The organism is Mucilaginibacter celer (genome assembly GCF_003576455.2).
Taxonomy (GTDB): Bacteria; Bacteroidota; Bacteroidia; order Sphingobacteriales; family Sphingobacteriaceae; genus Mucilaginibacter; species Mucilaginibacter celer.
In genome coordinates, this window is the sequence record NZ_CP032869.1 from 3604360 (window position 1) to 3623608 (window position 19249).

5 protein-coding genes are annotated in these 19249 nt (G+C 47.6%); 2 read left to right on the top strand and 3 right to left on the bottom strand.

Annotated features, from left to right (window positions below; all coding sequences use genetic code 11):
* Positions 1 to 8: 8 nt before the first annotated feature.
* Together HYN43_RS14535 and HYN43_RS14540 are read right to left on the bottom strand one after the other, a co-directional pair.
* On the bottom strand, positions 9 to 1004 hold the full coding sequence (locus HYN43_RS14535; protein ID WP_119410036.1) for a PorP/SprF family type IX secretion system membrane protein: 996 nt from the start codon (positions 1002 to 1004) through the stop codon (positions 9 to 11).
* Positions 1001 to 13924 carry a T9SS type B sorting domain-containing protein gene (locus tag HYN43_RS14540; RefSeq protein WP_119410037.1) on the bottom strand — a complete coding sequence of 4308 codons (12924 nt, stop codon included), beginning with the start codon at positions 13922 to 13924 and terminating at the stop codon, positions 1001 to 1003. The genes HYN43_RS14535 and HYN43_RS14540 overlap by 4 nt, the downstream gene beginning before the upstream one ends.
* A gap of 416 nt (positions 13925 to 14340) precedes the next feature.
* Between HYN43_RS14540 and HYN43_RS14545 the strand changes: the two genes are divergently transcribed.
* Positions 14341 to 16935: an NACHT domain-containing protein gene (locus HYN43_RS14545; protein ID WP_119410038.1), complete on the top strand. Its 2595-nt coding sequence runs from the start codon at positions 14341 to 14343 to the stop codon at positions 16933 to 16935.
* Here HYN43_RS14545 and HYN43_RS14550 read toward each other — a convergent pair.
* Positions 16932 to 17807, bottom strand: a complete 876-nt coding sequence (locus HYN43_RS14550; RefSeq protein WP_119410039.1) for an AraC family transcriptional regulator — start codon at positions 17805 to 17807, stop codon at positions 16932 to 16934. The two genes, HYN43_RS14545 and HYN43_RS14550, sit on opposite strands and share 4 nt — an antisense overlap.
* 208 nt (positions 17808 to 18015) lie before the next feature.
* On the opposite strand from HYN43_RS14550, the gene HYN43_RS14555 reads away from it, so the two are divergent.
* On the top strand, positions 18016 to 19245 hold the full coding sequence (locus HYN43_RS14555) for an enolase C-terminal domain-like protein (protein WP_119410040.1): 1230 nt from the start codon (positions 18016 to 18018) through the stop codon (positions 19243 to 19245).
* Positions 19246 to 19249: the final 4 nt, after the last annotated feature.

Genomic DNA, 19249 nt, shown 5'->3' on the forward strand with positions numbered 1-19249 from the left:
TTCAGCGTTTAAAGCCTTGGGCAAACGGGCTCGGGTTCCTGGATGCGTTTACGGAATACATAACTCAGCGACAGCTCGATACCGCCGTTACCGCCTGTAGCCCGGTTTAACGATGAGGTGTTTACATCATAACTGGCGCCGATAATCAGGCTTTTAACATGATAACCTATATCGGCCACAGCGGCATCTTTAAATCGATATAAAAAGCCTACTATCAACCCGTTATCATTCTGAAATTTAAATTCGGAGTAGGCACCCAGACCTTTGATATCGGCATTTTGTTGTTTGATGTAAACGGCGTTCGGCACCAGGTCGAAAAAGTCGGATGCTTTGATCTTAAAACCGCCGTGAACCGTGTAGCGCAACGGAATCTTGCCTTTGGTAGTGGCCGAGAAGGCATCCTTTGGCCTCGATAAGTGCCCAACACTTACACCACCGAAGGCGTTAACCGATTTAAAGGGATCGCCATCGTAATAAAAAATACCGGCGTTTGCATCAAATACGGTGCTGTTGGTGGTATTAAAATTCTCGAAGCTTGGCATATTGGGGTCGAAACCGCCAACCGGGCTGTACTGGCTGCCAAACTGCAGCCTGTTCATATCAAAACTGCGGTTGATGATACCGGCCTGAACGCCGAAGCTTAAGCGCTGGTTACCATCCTGCGAGATCGATATGGCGTAACCCAAAGCACCATAGGCGCTCAGGTAGTTAAAACTATGCCCGCCCGATGACTGATCGAGGATGTTTACACCTAAGCTCAGCTTATCGGTAGCGCGCATATCAGCAGATACCGCCACCGTTTGGTAGGCATTATTGATATTGGCCCACTGGCTTTTAAAGTTGGCATTTACACGCGAATCGCCATTTATAACTCCGGTTAGTGCAGGGTTAAGCCACAAAGGGTACGCGTAGTATTGTGAAAAATGCGGATCAACTTGTGCTGATAAGCGCCCTGCCGCCGCCATTAGCAGCAACAGGGTAACAATTGTGATTTTATTTCTCATCGTAGTAGATTGATAGTTCCTTTTCTTTTGATCACTTCTCCGTTGGCAAGCGTGGCCTCAACATAGTACACGTAAACGCCTACCGGTTGCGCCGTTCCCTTATATGTTCCGTCCCATCCGGCCGACTGGTTTACTGATTTAAAGAGCAATCCCCCCCATTGATCGTATATTGACATGTTCATGCTTTTGATCAGGTTGCCGTATACCAGGAAGGTATCGTTATTGCCATCACCGTTAGGAGTGAAGGCGTTCGGGATAAAGATGCCGTTACCCAGCGGATTGGTGGTTGTACCTGTTACCGCTGCCGAATTATCGCTCAACTGGCAGGCCGATGCCCCCAATGCCCTCACCACAATGGTGGCGCTTTGCAGTGGTTGCAACCCGGTTACCTGGTAGCTTAAATTATTGGCCACGCTGGTAAACGTTGAACCATTATTCAGGCTGATCTCGTAACCCGTGGCACCCTGAACGGCAGGCCAGTTAAAGGTGATGGTAGTAGGTGTAGTTTCGCCAACGCTTACAACCGGAGCCGCCAGTTTTTGCAGCACCTGTACCGTTACCGAAGTACGTGTACCCGAATTACAACCATTGGCGTTTGAAGCTTCTACATAGTAGGTTGTATTTTGGTTAAGCGCCGGAGTAGTAAAGCTGTTACCTGTTGCTATGGCTGTACCGCCGGTAGCTACTGTGTACCACCTGATGGTAGCGTTATTGGTGTTATTGCTTACGTTAAGCGTAGCTGTACTGCCCGGACAAATACCCGCGTTAGGAGCATCGACCGTAGGCGCGCCCGGCGAAGCGATAACGCTAACCGTAGCCGATGTGCGTGATGTAGAAGAACAACCGGTGCCATTCACGGCCTCGGCATAATAGTTGGTTGTGGCCGATAACGAAGGTGTGGTGAACACAGTACCGGTGTAAACCGGCGCGGTAGCCGATGCGCTGGTATACCAGTTATAGGTAAAGCCATTTTGCGGATTTGAAATACTTAACTGAGCCTGAGCCCCTACGCAAGCACTAACTGCATTGCTAACCAACAGCGGTGCCGATGGCGGTGCAACCACGCTAACCTGTACCGTAGCTACCGACGAGCTTGAACATGAACCATTGCTGGCATCTACATAGAAGCTGGTATTTGCCTGGATTGGATCGGTATTATAAGTAGGACCGGTAAACAGCAGGTTGGTACGGGTGGCATTGCTGTACCATTTGTAAATAACACCCGCCTGCGGCGATTGTACTGATAAAGTAGCCGAACCACCCACGCAAACCGGCACGTTAGCCAATGTTGGTACGGGCGTATTAGGCTGCGGAACGATCACCACATTAACCGCCAGCCTTGCCGAAGCATTACAGTTTTGGCTGTTTGATGCCTGAACGTAATAAGTGGTATTGGCTGATAACGCTGGTGTAGTAAACGCCGTACCAGTATACAACGAGCTTCCGCCGGTTGCTACCGAATACCAGTTGTAGGTAGTACCTGCAACCGGATTAGTAATGTGAATGGTAGCAGCGCTGTTTTGGCAAACCGATAGGTCGGCCGCGTCAACCTGTGGTGTTGGCGCGGTGGTGTTGCCTATGGTAACCTGTACCGCGGTGCGGGTGGTTGATACGCAGTTGCCGGTATTTACGGCTTCTACATAGTAAGTAGTAGCTGCGGTAATTGGCGGCGTTGTATAGGTTGCGCCGGTAAATACCGGTTGGCCTCCGGTTGCCGCAGTGTACCAGTTAAAGCTTACACCCGCTGTTGTACTTGTAGCGACCAATGTTATGGTACCTCCCGAGCAAACAACGGTATTGCCTCCACCCTGTGCGGTTACTGTTGGCGGTGTTGGAATCTGATTTACGTTGATGCTAACCGAAGTACGGCCGGTTGATGTACAACCGGTGCTATTAACGGCCTCAACATAGTAGGTAACGTTACCTGCCAATGCCGGAGTAGTGAAGCTTGTACCGGTAAACAATGGCGTACCACCGTTTGCAGCACTATACCAGTTATAGGTTAAGGCCGCCTGCGGATTTGAAATATTTAAAGTTACAGTGCTGTTAACGCAGGTTTGTACCGTATTGCCATTAGCTACCACCGGTGCCGATGGCGCGGCCTGGATAGTAACCTGTGCCGATGTAAGGTTAGCACTCTGGCATCCCGAAGCGTTCACCGCGGCCACGTAGTAAGTGGTATTGGCAGTTATTGGTCCGGTTGTATAAGTTGTACCTTCAAATACCTTGGTAGTTTGCGCGGCATCGCTAAACCATTGGTAAGTGATACCTGCCACCGGTGATTGAATTTTCAATGTAGCCGGAGAACCTAAGCAAACCAGGGTATTGGCCGATGCCAGTACCGGATCTGCCGGCATTGGGTTTACGGTTACGGTAACCGATGTACGGCTCGAAGCGTTACAGTTACCCGCCTGCGATGCCTCTACATAATAAGTTGTATTGGCAGCGAGTACCGGCGTATTGAACTGCGTACCGGTGAATAACAATGTACCACCTGTTGCCGCGGTGTACCAGCGGTAAACCACACCTGTTTGCGGGTTAACAATGCTGAGGCTTGCTGATTCGCCTGCACAAATGTTCAGGCCGCCCGCGCTGGCTTGTACCTGCGGCGCGTTTGGTATTGGTGTTACCGTAATATCCGCACGGGCGCGGGTATCGCTTACGCATCCCGAACTGTTTGATGATTCAACAAAGTATGATACGTCGGCAGTTAAATTATTGATAGTGAAAGTTGATCCTGTAAATACAGGGGCGCCACCGGTTGCGGCGGTGTACCATTTGTAGGTTAAACCGTTAACCGGATTTTGAACACTTAGTGTTGCTGTACCGCCACTACAAACGGTTGTCGTTGCCGCGCTGAGTACCGGAGCAGTTAACTGGTTGGTCACCGTAACATTTACCGATGTACGGGCGCCATTATTTGAGCAGCTTGTAGTGGCGTTTACGGCCTCTACATAAAACGTCTGATCTTGAGTAATAGCCGCGGTTGTATAGGTATTGCCTGTGTGCAATGCTGTTCCACCCGTAGCGGCCGAATACCATACATAGTTAACACCGGCCATAGGGTTCAACACGGCAAGTGTAGCTGTACTGCCCGGACAAACCTGTACGTTAGCAGATTGTACACCCGGTGCTGCCGGACGAGGATTTACCGTAATGGTAGCCTGCGTACGCGATGGACTGGTACAAGTCGCGTTAATCAACTCGGCATAATAGCTTACGGTAGCTATCGGTGTAACCTGGTAGTTAGCACCGGTAAATACCAAGGTACCGCCTGTTGGCGCATCGTACCAGTTAACCGTAGCGCCACCCGCGTTGGTTACCGAAAGTGTAACGGCATCGCCTGAGCAAATTGATACAGCGGTTTGCGCAAGTACCGGATTTACAGGCGCAGGTGTAACATTGGCTGTAGCCGCAACCCGGTTAGGATTAGGACAGCTGTTTGACGTACGGCTGCTCTCTACATAAACAGTGGTTGTAGTATTTAAAACCCCTGTGGTATAAGTGTTACCGGTATGCAGTAAAGTACCACCGGCAGCCAATGAGTACCATTTATAGGTAACACCTGCAACCGGATTAGCTACCGCGAATGTAGCGGTGCCGCCTGCGCAGATATTAACATTTTTAGCGGTAAGCTGCGCGATAGGCACCTGCTTGGTGGCATAGTAAATATTGAGTGAGTTAAATAACGATACCGTAGTGGTTAACCTAACCTCAACCGCGTTGTAGGCTGCTTTCGGTACAAATTTAACCAGGGCTGTTTGGCCGCCTGCCAGTATAGTGATCTTGATAGCAGTGTTGCTCAACGCTATGCGGTCGCCATTATCGGTATTGCCATTAAATGAACCTATCTGTAACTGACTTAACACCCCTACCGATGCCAGGTTAACCGGAACTTTAATTTTCACAGTCACGGTATCACCGGCCAGACCAGCATCGCCAAAAATCAATTTCTGACCTACATAACCTACCGCGCCAACACCAAGGGTTAACTGGCTAAAGTTGGTGGTATCAGTATCTACCGAGTTATCGGCACCGGTTACACCGCACAGCAAGCAGGCCACGCCGCTCACACTGTTGGTTTGGGTTGATGCAAAATCGCAGGAAGTTGAGAATACCGGGTTAACAATTACTGTAACCGGCGTACGGGTTGTGCTGATACAACCTGTAGCGTTTGAAACCGCCTCAACATAATAAGTAGTATTGGTGGTTAAAGCCGGTGTGGTGAAGGTTGCACCTGTATGTACTGCTGTACCACCAGCAGCCGATGTATACCAGTTAAAGGTAACATTAGCAGTTGTTGATGTAGCAGATAACTGCGCTGTTTGGCCCGAAGTGATCTGTCCGCCTGCCGCGTTCACGGTAACAGTTGGCGCTACCGGCGCAGGGTTTACAATTACATCGGCTTTGGCGCGGTTGGCGCTTGTACAGGTACCGGTTGATGCCTCAACATAGTATGATGTATTGGCGGTTAAGGCCGGAGTTACAAATTGCGCGCCCGTATGTACCGGGGTACCACCTGTAGCGCTTGTGTACCAGGTAAAGGTAACACCAGGCTGGGTTGATGAAGCACTTAAAGTAACTGATGAGCCAGAGCAGGTTTGTGTGCTGGCCTGTGAAACAGTAGGATCAACAGGGGTGGCGGTAACATTAGCGGTTACTTTGGTGCGGGCGCTGCTGCTGCACTGGCCGCCGTTAACCGCTTCAACATAATATGATGTTGTAGCTGTTAAGGCCGCGGTAGTAAATGTATTGCCGGTGTGCACCAAAGTACCGCCGGTAGCTGCCGAATACCAGTTATACGTTGTGCCGTTAACCGCGGTTACTGCAAAAGTAGCTGGCTGGCCCGAGCAAACGGTTGTATTAGGCACTGCCACAACAGGAGCAGCCGGTGGCGGAGTAACATTAACCTGTACAGGTGTACGTACCGCCTGCGAACAACCATCGGCTGTGCGGCTGGCTTCGGCGTAGTAAGTGGTTGAGGCTGTTAGGGCCGGAGTAGTAAAGGTGGCACCGGTAAACACTGGTGAACCGCCTGTTGCCGAGGTATACCACCTTACAGTTACGTTAGCCGGAGCAGTAGCGGTAAGTGTAGCCTGTGAGCCTGCACAGGTAGTAACCGGCGAAGCGGCAATAACCGGAGCAGGTACAGATTGTGAAGCATCGTAAACATTCAACGCGCTGAATACGCCAGCTACGGCAGCGTTCAATCTAACTTCTACCCTATCAAAATCATGGGCAGCTTTAAAGGCTACGCGGAAACGGCTGGTACCACTTAGCAACTGAATATTGATCAGCGAACCATTTACGCTAAAGTAATCATTATTAAAGGTAGCGCCTTTGTAAGTACCTATCTGAATTTGTGATAGTACGCTCACGCTGGCCAATGTTCCCGGAACGCCCAGCTCAACAATTACGCTGTCGCCTGCTATAGCTGTGTTGGCAAAGCGCAGAGTCTGGCTGGCGTAGGCATTCAATAAGCCAACAGGTACATTTAATTGAGAGAAGGTATTCCTGTCGGCATCAACAGATCCACCCGCGTTGAGCACACCGCAGCCAACGCAAAGTACACCACTGGTGGTATTGGTTTGGTCGATGGCGGCATCGCAAGGTACAGGATTAGTTCCTTGCTGGTTAACAGTAACTATACCGGTAGCCCTTGTGGCCGATTTGGCACCCGTTGCCGGGATGCTCGATTCGGCGTAATATACGGTATTATTAAATTGGGGCTGGGTTGTGTAGGTAGCGCCTGTAAATATGGTTGTACCGCCCGTTGGGGTAGTAAACCAGTTAAATACAGCGCCCGGAGTGGTTGATGATGCAGTGAACGATGTAGTCTGGCCCGGACTAACAGTAACTGTAGGCGGATTAACATTCACATCAGGTATCACCACAGGCACCACAGTAATAATTACAGGCGTACGGGTTGCCGATACGCAATTACCCAAAGCGGTACCTGCATAATAAGTTTTGGTAGCTGTTAATACCGGTGTAACGTATGGGTTACCGGTAAACACCAGGTTCCCGCCTGTTGGGGCATCAAACCATTGTATGGTTGCGCCATTGCTGGCAGTTGCATTTAAAGTTGCTGTTTGCCCTGCGGTGATGGTTACGTTTTGAGCGGTAACTGTTGGGGCCGGTGGAGCGTCATCCACAATAACGCTAACCGGGAACCTTACGGTAGATGCGCATGAACCACGGCTGTACTCTACATAATAAGTGGTATTTGCCGTTAAAGCCGGAGTAGTGTATGAAGTACCGGTGTTAACTACGGTACCACCTACAGGTGCATCGTACCAGGTAAATGTTCCGTTGGCCGGTGAGTTAATATTGATAACCGCGCTGCTGCCTTTACAAATTTCGGGAGCGGTTGGGTTAAACACCGGTTTGGGGAATTGCTGAGCAGCGTAGTAAATATTTAATGGAGTAAGCAAACTTGCCACGCCCGAGTTGATCCGCACGGTAATCCTGTCGTAAGCGGCTGTTGCCGGGATGTAAACCGCGTATTTGTTTGAGCTGCCTGCCAACAGGTAAACTTTAATCAGGCCGCTGTTCAATACAAGGCTGGCAGTTTGTGTAGCACCGTTAAATAATCTTACCTGGATATTGCCCAATACAGCGGCACTCAACAGGCCGTTAGGGTTTTGCAACACCAGTTTGATGGTATCGCCGGCAAAGCCCAGCTGTTGGAAACGGAGTTCCTGTTGCGCGTAACCACCTATCAACCCGGCCAAAACATTAATGGTTGAGGCCGTAGTGGTATCGGCATCGGTAGACAGGGCCGGATTGGTAACTCCGCAACCTATACAAACACCATTCACCGTTACAGTTTGCGCGTTGGCGAATGTACAAGGTGCATTGGTATCGATAGTGACATTGATAGTGATAGAAGTGCGACTGGCCGATGTACAGCCTGTACCATTTACCCCGCTTACGTAGTATGTTGTATTGCTATATAATAAAGGTGTTTGGAAAGTAGTACCGGTAAATACAGGTGTAGCCGCATTTGCCGATGTGTACCAGTTATAAGTAACACCCGTTTGCGCGTTAGTTACGCCGATAGTAGTTTTTTGCCCGGCAGCTACCGATGTGTTATTGGTAGCCAAAGTTGGGTTAGCTGGCAGCGGAACTACAGTTACGTTGGCCTGTGCGCGTGTTGCACTGGTACAACCGCCGGCGTTCACAGCCTCTACATAATAACTGGTATTATTATGCAATGCAGCTGTAGTATAGGTCGGGCCGGTAAATACCGGAGCACCTCCAGTAGCAGTAGTGTACCAGTTATAAGTAGTAGCGGCATCAGGATTGCTTACGGCCAAAGTAGCCACGCTGCCATCGCAAATGCTTAAATCGCTGCTGCTTAATGTTGGCGCGGTTGGCGGCGGCGCTAAAGTGGCGGTTACCTGGGTGCGGGTGGTGCTTACACAGCTTCCGCCGGATACTGCCTGAACGTAGTAGCTGGTTGTGGCATTGATAGCCGCGGTAGTAAAGCTGTTACCGGTGTGTACCAAAGTACCGCCGGTAGCAGCGCTGTACCAACCGTAGGTTACACCACTAACCGGGGTAACGTTGAAGGTAGCAGTTTGCCCGGCGCAAACGGTTAGGTTTGGCGTTGCTACCACTGGCGCTGCCGGGATGGTGGTAACATTAATATTTACCGGTGTGCGCACTGTTTGCGCGCAACCATCGCTGCTGCGGCTTGCTTCGGCGTAATAGGTTGTTGAGGCTGTTAGGGCCGGTGTGGTGAAGTTAGCACCAGTGCCAACTGCGGTACCACCGGTAGCCGAGGTGTACCATTTTACAATTACATTGGCAGGCACAGTAGCCGAAATAGTTACCGGCGAACCTGAACAGGTTGAAACCGATGTAGCGGCTATAACCGGCGCAGCTACTGATTGTGAAGCGTCGTACACGTTCAGGGCGCTGAACACACCTGCTAAGGCGGCGTTCAATTTAACCTCCACCCTATCAAAGGCCTTGGTTGCTTTAAAGGCTACACGGAAACGGTTTGTTCCGCTCAGTAATTGGATATTAATAAGCGAACCATTTACGCTGAAATAATCATTATTAAAGGTAGCACCATTATATGTGCCGATCTGGATCTGTGATAGTACGCTTACACTGGCCAATGTTCCCGGTACGCCTAACTCTACCACAACGCTGTCCCCGGCAATACCGGCGTTGGCAAAGCGTAAAGTCTGGCTGGCGTATGAGGCAACTAAGCCAATTGGTACATTTAATTGTGAGAAGGTGTTTCTATCCGCATCAACAGCACCACCGGCATTCAGCACAGCGCAACCTACGCACAGTAAACCACTGGTGGTATTGGTTTGGTCGATAGCGGCATCGCAAGGTACAGGGCTTGAAGCCTGGTTGTTGATGGTCACTGCACCCGGAGCCCTTGTGGTTGATTTTACACCGGTAGCAGTTACGGTAGCCTCGGCATAGTAAGTAGTATTGGCAAACTGAGGAGGCGTAGTATAAGTAGCACCGGTGTAAATGCTCGTACCACCTGTTGGTGTGGTGTACCAGGTAAAGGTTACGCCCGGTGTAGTTGAAGTAGCGGTAAATGATGTTGTATGGCCCGCGTTCAACGCTACAGTTGGCGGAGTTACCGATACGGTAGGAATAACTATCGGCTGCACGGTAATATTAACCGGTGTACGGGTTGCCGATACGCAACTGCCTAAGGCGGTAGCGGCGTAGTAAATTTTATTTGCGGTTAAAACCGGTGTGGTGAACGGATTACCTGTGTGTACCAGGTTTCCGCCGGTGGCGGCATCATACCATTGGATGGTTGCGCCGTTGCTGGCGGTTGCGTTTAAAGTAGCTGTTTGCCCGCTGGTGATGGTTACGTTTTGGGCGGTAACTGTTGGCGCGGCCGGCACATCATCAACCAAAATAGTAACCGGGAACCTTACGGTGCCTGCACAGCTGCCGCGGGTATATTCAACATAATAAGTAGTATTGGCATTTAAAGCCGGAGTAGTGTAGGATGATCCTGTATGAACAACAGTGCCGCCGGTTGGGGCGTTGTACCAGGTAAATGTACCGTTAGCAGGCGATGTGATATTAACCACCGCGCTGCTGCCTTTACAAATTTCGGGAGCGGTTGGGTTAAATACCGATTTAGGGAATTGCTGCGAAGCGTAGTAAATATTAAGCGGGGTTAACACGCTGGCTACGCCCGAATTTATGCTGATGGTCATCCTGTCGTACGCGCCGGTTGCCGGAATATATACCGCGTATTTGTTTGAGCTGCCAGCCAGCAGGAATATTTTTATTAAAGCGTTATTAAGCTGATAATTGGCTGTTTGGGTAGCACCGTTATAAAGTGTTACACCGATATTGCCTAACACAGCAGCACCAAGCAAGCCGTTAGGGTTTTGCAATACCAGTTTAATAGTATCGCCCGTAAAACCTGGCTGTTGAAAACGGAGTTCCTGCTGAACATTACCGCCCAACAAACCGGCCAATACGTTGATGGTTGATGCAGTGGTAGTATCAGCGTCGGTAGCCAAAGCCGGGTTGGCAACGTTACATCCAACGCACAAACCATTTACCGTTACCGTTTGCTGATTGGCGAAAGTACAAGGCGCGTTAGTATTGATAGTTACATTAATGGTAACCGCTGTACGGGTTGCCGACGGACAGCCCCCTGCATTAACCGCGCTTACATAATAAGTGGTGTTGGTATACAACAAAGGTGTCTCGAAAGCGGTACCTGTAAATATCGGTGAAGCCGCATTGGCTGATGTATACCAGTTATAGGTTAATCCCGCCTGCGGAGAAGTTACGCTGATAGTAGTTTTTTGCCCTGCAGATAGGTTAGCGTTAGCGGCCGAAACTGTTGGCGCTGCAGGCAGCGGTGTTACGGTTACGGTAGCGGTTGTACGCTGTGCACTGCTGCATCCGGTGGCGTTCACAGCTTCTACATAATAGGTAGCATCGGCTGCTAAAGCATCGGTGGTGTAGGCAGGCCCTGTAAATACCGGTGTTCCGCCTGTAGCGGCTGTATACCAGGTATAAGTGATGCCTGCAGCCGGGTTGCTTACCGCTAAAGTTGCTACGCTGCCGCTGCAAATGGTAACATTAGCAGCGGTAAGTGTTGGTGCAACAGGTGCAGCGCTTAAAGTAGCGGTTACTTTGGTGCGGGTTGCGCTGGCGCAGGTACCGCCGGTAACTACCGCTTCGGCATAAAAGCTTTTGGTAGCGGTAATGGCGGCAGTGGTATAAGTATCGCCGGTGTGCAGTAAAGTACCGCCGGTAGCGGCGCTATACCAATTAATGGTAACGCCGGCTACACTGGTGGCGGCAAAGTTAGCGGTTTGCCCTGAACAAACGCTAACAGTATTGGTGGCGATAACCGGTGCTGCCGGTACCGCGTTAACAGTTACGGTTACTTTGGTACGGTCCGATTCGTCGGTACATCCCGCACGCATTGCCGCAACATAATAAGTGGCATTGGCAGTTAAAACAGGAGTTGTAAAGGCCGCCCCGGTAAATACCGGCGATCCGCCTGTTTCCTGGGTGTACCAATGGAAAACCGTATTGGCTACCGCGGTGGCTGTAAGCGTAGCCGTTGTTCCGGTACAAATGCTGGCATTGGTTGATACCGCGTTGTTTATTTTGATAACAGGTTTGGCAATTACCCGTTGGATCTCGTACAGATCGAGCGTTGAAAGCACGTTGGCTACCCCGCCTAACCTTAACTGTACCCTGTCGAAAACTTTGGTTGGTACAAAAGTGATCACCACTTTACGGCGGTTGCCGGTTAGATCAAGCAGGCGAAGTTGCAGTAATGATGAGCTTAAAAAGGTTTGATCGTTATTATCGGTATTACCATAATAGGTATTTACCGATGATCCTGCCAGTAAACCTACCTGCAATAAAGCCTCAGGTACCGAAACGGTAATCCGTACCGAATCGCCGATAACCGATGGATTAGAGAAGATAACGGTTTGTTGAGCGTAAGCCCCTAATAATCCTACACCCGCATTTAATGTAGATGCAGTGTTCAGGTCTCCGTCTATAGCATTTTGCGGATTTACCACACCGCCTACGTTCAGTCCTAAATTCAATAAGGCTGATGATATGCCATGCAACTCATCGATAGCGGTATTACAAGTGGCCGCACCTGCTGTGGTTACAAAGCCTTCATATAAATAAAGGCTGCTTAAGGCACCCACAAGGCCACCGTTCAGCGTAACCCTTACCTTATCATAAGGTGCGGTTGGAGCAAAGCTTAGTTCAACCTGGTTATTATTACTTAATACAGATACCAATGTAGCTGCCGAAGCCGGGCTGCCAACAGGTGTATTGCCATTGTAAGCCTGGATGGTTATCCCGCCGAGTGCTGTTAAATTCAGCAGGTTATCGCCTGTACCTAATTTAACCGAAAGCGGCGTTCCGGCAGGTTTTGTTCCGCCGGGGAAAGTGAGGTCCTGGTATACCTGGCCCCCTACACCTACCGGTAAACTAAAGGTAGAATAGCTTTGCACATTGCCATCCGAAGCGTTGGCCGGGTTAAGTACCGTACATCCCAGGCACAAACCTCCGGTACCAAACTGCTGCGCGTTGGCATAAGTACGGATTCCGGCAGGCACCACCGGCGGTGTAACCGGGTTACCTACATTTAATGTGATCTGTGTCCGTTCAGATTCATCGGTACAGCCGGTACGCGAAGCCGAAACATAGTATGTAGTGTTGGCATTTAAAATTGGGGTTGTGTACGATGCTCCATTGGCTACCGCTGTTCCGCCGGTAGCCTGGGTATACCAGTGGAAAGAGGTATTGGCCACCGCACCGGCGGTTAAGGTAGCTTTATTTCCGGGAGAAATAAGCGCTGTTGTTCCTAATATGCCATTAATACTGGCCACCGGGCGCGGTATCAAACGGACAGCCTCATATAAATCCAGCGTTGACAACACATTGGCAACTCCGCCCAAAGTAAGCTGCACCCTGTCGAAAACTTTTGTAGGCGCGAATGTTACGGTTACTTTGCGCCTGTTACTACTCAAATCGAGCAAACGCAGGTTTAAAAGCGACGCGTTTATCGGTGTCTGATCACCATTATAAGTATTCCCTAAATAAGTTGCTACGGATATATTGGATAGCAAACCAACATCAATAAGCGCCTGCGGAATGGATAAGGTCATCCGTACCGAATCGCCAATTACCGATTGATTACTATAAATAATGGTTTGCTGGGCATAAGCGCCCAACAAACCTACCCCCGCATTTAATGTTGATGCTGTATTAATATTACCGTCAATGGCATTTTGCGGATTGGCAACGCCACCAATATCGGTCCCTAAACCAAGCAAGCCCGCCGATATGCCGTGCAGTTCATCTATCGCCGCGCTGCAATTAGCGGCTCCCGTGGTAGTTGTAAAAGCATCGTATAAGTAAGTATTGGCTAAAACGCCGGCCAGGCCGCCATTTACGGTCACCCGTATCCTATCATAAGTTTGTGTGGGCTTAATGCTTACCTCAACCTGGTTGTTATTACTTAAGGCGGTAAGCAACGTAGCTACAGCTACAGGCGTGCCTATTGCTGCATTACCATTATAAGCCTGCAGGTAAACACCGCCCAGCGCCGTTAGGCTCAACAGTTTATCGCCCGACCCAAGTTTAACGGTAACCGGGGTGCCGGCAGTTTTTACAGATGGGAATATGAGCGCCTGATAAGTTTGGGCGGCAACACCCACCACCACATTTAACGATGAAAATGTTTGTACATTACCATCTGCGGCGTTGGCTGCATTTGCCACTAAACAATCAACACAGGCAACACCGGTAGCTCCATGTTGTTCACTTGTGGCGTATAAGCGCTGGGCATTTGCATATTTAATATTAAACAAAGCCAACAAAATAAATAACACCAATAAAGCGTTCTTGGGGAAGGCGAGGTTTTTCATAAGGCGTAGACGTTTAAAAAGATGCAGTAAAGCTAAATCAAGCTACTGTAAACTCAACGGGGCTTTTCGTTCATTAAACATTGCCCCGGTCATATTATTCAGTATTTATTATCCCCGGTTCATTTCATTCCCTATTTTCATTTTGTTCATTTTATTCATTGCCTAAATACAACTAAGCGGAATATGATTTTATGCAAATTGTAAATCCAAATGCAAAAAACATACGTATTATTGGTGTAGGATTACAAGGACCAATACTTGTTTAACCATTAAATTATAAATCCCGTTACCCCAGGGGTTTTTCAGGTAAGCCTGAGTTATAAGAATTTTTTTAAGGAACTGACATTTTACCCCATCCATGTTTGTGTTAACATGGGTGTTAATTGATAGCAGTATTTACTTTTAAAACCTGACCTATGCATTTATTTTCGACTTATCATTTTGATTTGTTAAAAAAGGAGCTGACCGAAAAGGCCGATATGGCCTACATCACTCCTGCCGATTGCAAGGCTTTATCATTGGCGCTTTTTAACAAAACGCAGAAGAGCATCAGTGAAACAACGCTGAAACGCATTTTTGGCTTTGCCTACAGCAAATTCACGCCCTCGTTATTCACCATGAATGCGCTGGCCGAATTTTGCGGCTACACCGGTTGGGATGCCTTTTGCCAAAGCAGACAAAAAACTCCGGCAAAAAAACAAAGTTCAGAAAACAAGCCTTGCAGCATAACGGCCAAGGCTGAACGGATTACCAATTTCACCCTGCAAACGCAGATCAACCACTCGGGTATTCCCTTTCAATATACTATCCCGCGCAAGTTTGTTGATGAGCAGCTTTCAATATTTATGCAGCAGCCTTATACCGCTACTATATTTACTGCGCCCGCGGGCTATGGAAAAACTATCGGGCTTTGCCATTGGGTAAAAGAATTAGTTAAAACCAATACCGATAAGGAAAATAAAGACATTATCCTGTTCTTCAACGGTAATACCATCAATTCATCGTTACAAAATATTCATCTTAACCATTGGCTCATGGGCCTCATCGGTCTCTCGCCCGATGAAGATCTGGAAGGTTTGGCCGATATGGTTGAAGGTTTTACAGGCCGCTTTATATTGATTATTGACGGATTTGACGATTTTCATTTCCGCAGCAACAATTTTGAAACAACTTTCAATCAGCTGGCCGATATCATCAACATGTATCATAAATATCCATGGTTTAAGGTGATATTAACCATGCGTTCATCAACCTGGAGCAGTTTACGGGAAGATATTATGGCTAAACCCGAAACCTGGTTTACCGGTTTTATGATGGATCATGAACAGAAACGTAATGTCCCCCCCTTCTCGTCCGAACAGTTTAAAAAACTTTGCGAAAATATAAACCCCAATATCGCGCATGAAATAACTTTACCTGTTATTGATAAACTCAGCACCCCCCTTTATTTTCAATATTATTACCAGCGCTACAGCGATAATTTCAGCCTCAGCCACTTTAACGATCTCACCTACTATCACCTTGTAGCGGCAAACTACTACCACAGCGTTTATAAAGGTCATTACGCTATCGAAAAAGTATTGCTGATAACAGGCATTATCAACCAGATGGATACTGATAATAATGTGTACGAAGTGAACAAACTAAGGGTACATGAGCTGATAAAACGATATGGCTCGGCTTACCAGGAAATGATCAGTTCGGGCATTGTGGAAGAGCTGAACCTCTCGCGCGAAAGCAAGCTAAACTTTATTGTTAAAATGAGCGATGAGGTTACGCTTGATTATGCCCTGGCCATGATACTGATGTATAATAACAACTATGTGTTTAATGATAACCTGATCCATTTAGCTGACCTGGTATTCTCGCGCGAGAAAAAACTACCCATCATTAAATGGTTTATCTACAATGCCATATATAAAGACTATGAATTTGATTTAAAAGCCTTGCTAAGCGTACAAATGCTACCTGCCGAAAAATCGGAGTTTATCAGCTTTATTGGCGAGTTATTAAAACTTCAGCGGGATAACCATACCAAATCCGAGCGGATGCAGGATCTGTTCAGGCAGGTGTGCAGCGAAGATTTTTTTAATTATTTCATTAGTCTGGAGTTTGTTGATATCGGCTATGAGCGGGTGTTGGAAACCTTTTTACATTTCAGCCTGTCAACTCAGCAGCAAATCCTGATAAAAACCTGCCTCTCGGTTATCGCGGTGATGCAGCTTGATTTGGCCAAACTCGAAAAACACCTTAATGATTTAAAGCAGTACAGCCAGAAAAGCCTGCAAAACCTGCCTATCAACCCTATCAACTGCATCGAAACCATCCTGTTTTACTTAAAATATGGTATTGTAAAAAAAGATGCCCTTATCCAGATCACCAAATTTTACTTTAACCCGGTTGAAAATACCGATACCTCTAAAGGCTTTACCGAGGTGGTGTACCTGCTGGCCCTGTACACATCAACCATCTGCCAAAAACATAATAAGGCAGCCAAATTGATTAACGGGCTTAACAAAGTTTACCCCGATCACTCGGCCGGTTACGCCTTTATTTTAAAAACCATTATGGCCGAAGCATACCTGGCTTCGGGATATGATGTTAAAGCACGCGAAATATTTAATGAGATAAGCGATGCCTACAATGAAGAAGATGGCGGTTTCACCACCTTTATGAAAGTACTTTACGAAGGCCTTAAAATTAAGCTCACCTTACCAACCGATAACCATATTACGGTTGTAAATAATATTAAAAACCTGATTAAAGTGTGCGACGATTCGAGGCAGATTATTGTTAAGGTGAACACCCTGGGCTTTATCCTTGCCAACTACGCCATACTGAAGGAAAACGTTTATGTATTTAACGATCTGTATTTTGATTTTATAAAAAGCATCCGCAACAATGGCTGCCGTACCGAACATTTTATGACTGATGAGATAAAATGGGCCGAAACCCGTACCTCAGATACCATGGTATCACGTTTTAACAGTTTCGAGCTGAATAAAAATTAGGCCAGGATCTGGTTACGGTATTCGCGTGGACTTGTTTTTTTGATCACCTTAAAAAAGCGGTTAAAGTTTGATACGTTATTGAAACCGCACTCATAGGCTATATCTGTTATGCTGTTGTCTTTATTGGCCAGCAGCTTGCAGGCATAGCCTATTCTTGTTTCGTTAACAAACTGCGTGAACGATTTTTGTGTACGCGCCTTAAAAAAACGGCAGAAGGCAAAGGTGTTCATATTGGCTACATCGGCAATGGTATTGAGCGAAATATCCTCCCGAAAATTATCAAAGATGTATTTAAACACCTGGTCCATGCGCTTGCTATCGTGATACTGGTACTGGTTGGTGTAGTTGATACTGGCCAGCAGGTTGTATTCTTCATCCGAACTCATGATGTTAAGGATCTCAAGCAGGGTGATAATTTTTTGCAGGCCCTCCTGTTGCAATATCTGGTACATCAGTTTCACAACCGTATCCCGGCATTTCCCTTTTAATTCCACTCCCCTTTGGGCTTTATTTAAAAACGACTCAATTTTGCGCACATTACCAAATGCCGATAGGTGCATCAATAATTTTGATGGATTGAAGTAAAGCGACAACGAGTGTGCATAAGGTGCCTGTTCATCTTCTGTTGCCTGCTCCTGCGTGTTGTGCCATACGTGCGGAATATTCGAGCCCAGAAAAATGAGTTCGCCACTTTCAAAATAATCCACCAGGTCGCCAATGATGCGTTTGCCCGAGCTTTTTACGATGTGCACCAGCTGGCATTCTTCGTGAAAATGAAACTCGTTGGAGAAAAAGGGCAGTTTAACCTCCTTGGCTAAAAAAAGATCTTCCGACTGTACCCCGTCAGACAATACGGCTAAAATTGGTTTCATTTTAACAAAATCGGTTAGTAAAAATTAAATATAGGCAAAAATACTATCGAAAGTTGCCAATTTAATTGAAAGTAAAAAAAACAGGCCGCCTAATTTTACAGCTGCTTACCACATCCCAAAAAAGCAACAAAACCAATTTATAATACGCAACTAACAAAGTTTTCATTTTTTGAAGGATAGCACTCCCCTCAAAAACATATTTACTTACATGTATATCACAAAAATTGAAGTTACCGATAAGCGCTTTAACTTAGGCAACGGCGCGGGTTCTGATGCCGTGAACGATTCAACGCAATACGCCTATGCCATTTGCGAATTGCATACCGATAGCAATATTAAAGGTATTGGTTTGGCTTTTACGCTGGGTGCCGGCAACGATTTGGTATGTAAAGCAATTCAATACCTGTCTGAAACCTTAAAAGGTAAGGAGATTGAAGAGCTAATGGCCGACTTTGGTTCGGTTTACCGCTCGATACTTGATTCGCCGACTTACCGCTGGCTGGGGCCGCATAAAGGTGTTATGCAGCTGGCTTTGGCGGCCATTGTAAACTCCTGCTTTGATTTATGGGCCAAAAGCCGCCAGGTACCACTCTGGAAATTGCTGTTGGACCTGAGCCCCAAACAACTGGTTGCCACGCTCGATCTGCATTACCTGGAAGAGGTGCTTACTGTTGAAGAAGCCGAAAATATCCTGCAAAACCATCTCAGCAACCGCAGTTCACGTAATAATGTGCTGCAAACCGGTTACAAAGCTTATGATACCTCGGTAGGTTGGTTTAACTATACCGACGAGAAAATAAAAGAGAATGTAGCCCGCGCTATTGATCGCGGCTTTACGGCCATGAAGCTGAAAGTGGGCTCGAACGATCCGCAACGCGACATCCGCAGGGCAAAGCTGGTACGTAACGAAGCAGGCGACAAAACCACCATTATGCTTGATGCCAACCAGAAATGGAATTTGCCGCAGGCCATCAGCATTTGTAAAGAGCTGAGCAGTATCAACCCCTACTGGATAGAAGAGCCTACCCATCCGGATGATGTAATTGCCCACCAAACATTGGCCAAAGAAATTGCGCCAATGAAAATAGCAGCGGGCGAGCATATCCCCAACAAAATAATTTTTAAAAACTTTTTGCAGGCCGGAGCTATGGATTTTTGCCAGGTTGATTGCGTGCGGGTTGGCGGTGTGTCCGAATTTTTAACGATTAGCCTGTTAGCTAAAAAATTTAATATCCCGGTGGTGCCGCATGTGGGCGATATGGGACAGATCCATCAGCATTTAGTGTTGTTTAACCACGTGGCTATTGGCCACGAAAACTTATTTTTGGAACATATACCGCATTTGGCCCGTTATTTTAAACATCCGGCCAATATAAGCGGCGGCTACTATGCCGTACCCGCCGAAGCGGGCAACAGCAGCGATTTAGTAATCAGCTAAAAAC

Coding starts and splice junctions, on each gene's coding strand:
- HYN43_RS14550 (WP_119410039.1), bottom strand. CDS start 17,807: ATGAAACCAATTTTAGCCGTATTGTCTGACGGGGTACAGTCGGAAGAT.
- HYN43_RS14545 (WP_119410038.1), top strand. CDS start 14,341: ATGCATTTATTTTCGACTTATCATTTTGATTTGTTAAAAAAGGAGCTG.
- HYN43_RS14535 (WP_119410036.1), bottom strand. CDS start 1,004: ATGAGAAATAAAATCACAATTGTTACCCTGTTGCTGCTAATGGCGGCG.
- HYN43_RS14555 (WP_119410040.1), top strand. CDS start 18,016: ATGTATATCACAAAAATTGAAGTTACCGATAAGCGCTTTAACTTAGGC.
- HYN43_RS14540 (WP_119410037.1), bottom strand. CDS start 13,924: ATGAAAAACCTCGCCTTCCCCAAGAACGCTTTATTGGTGTTATTTATT.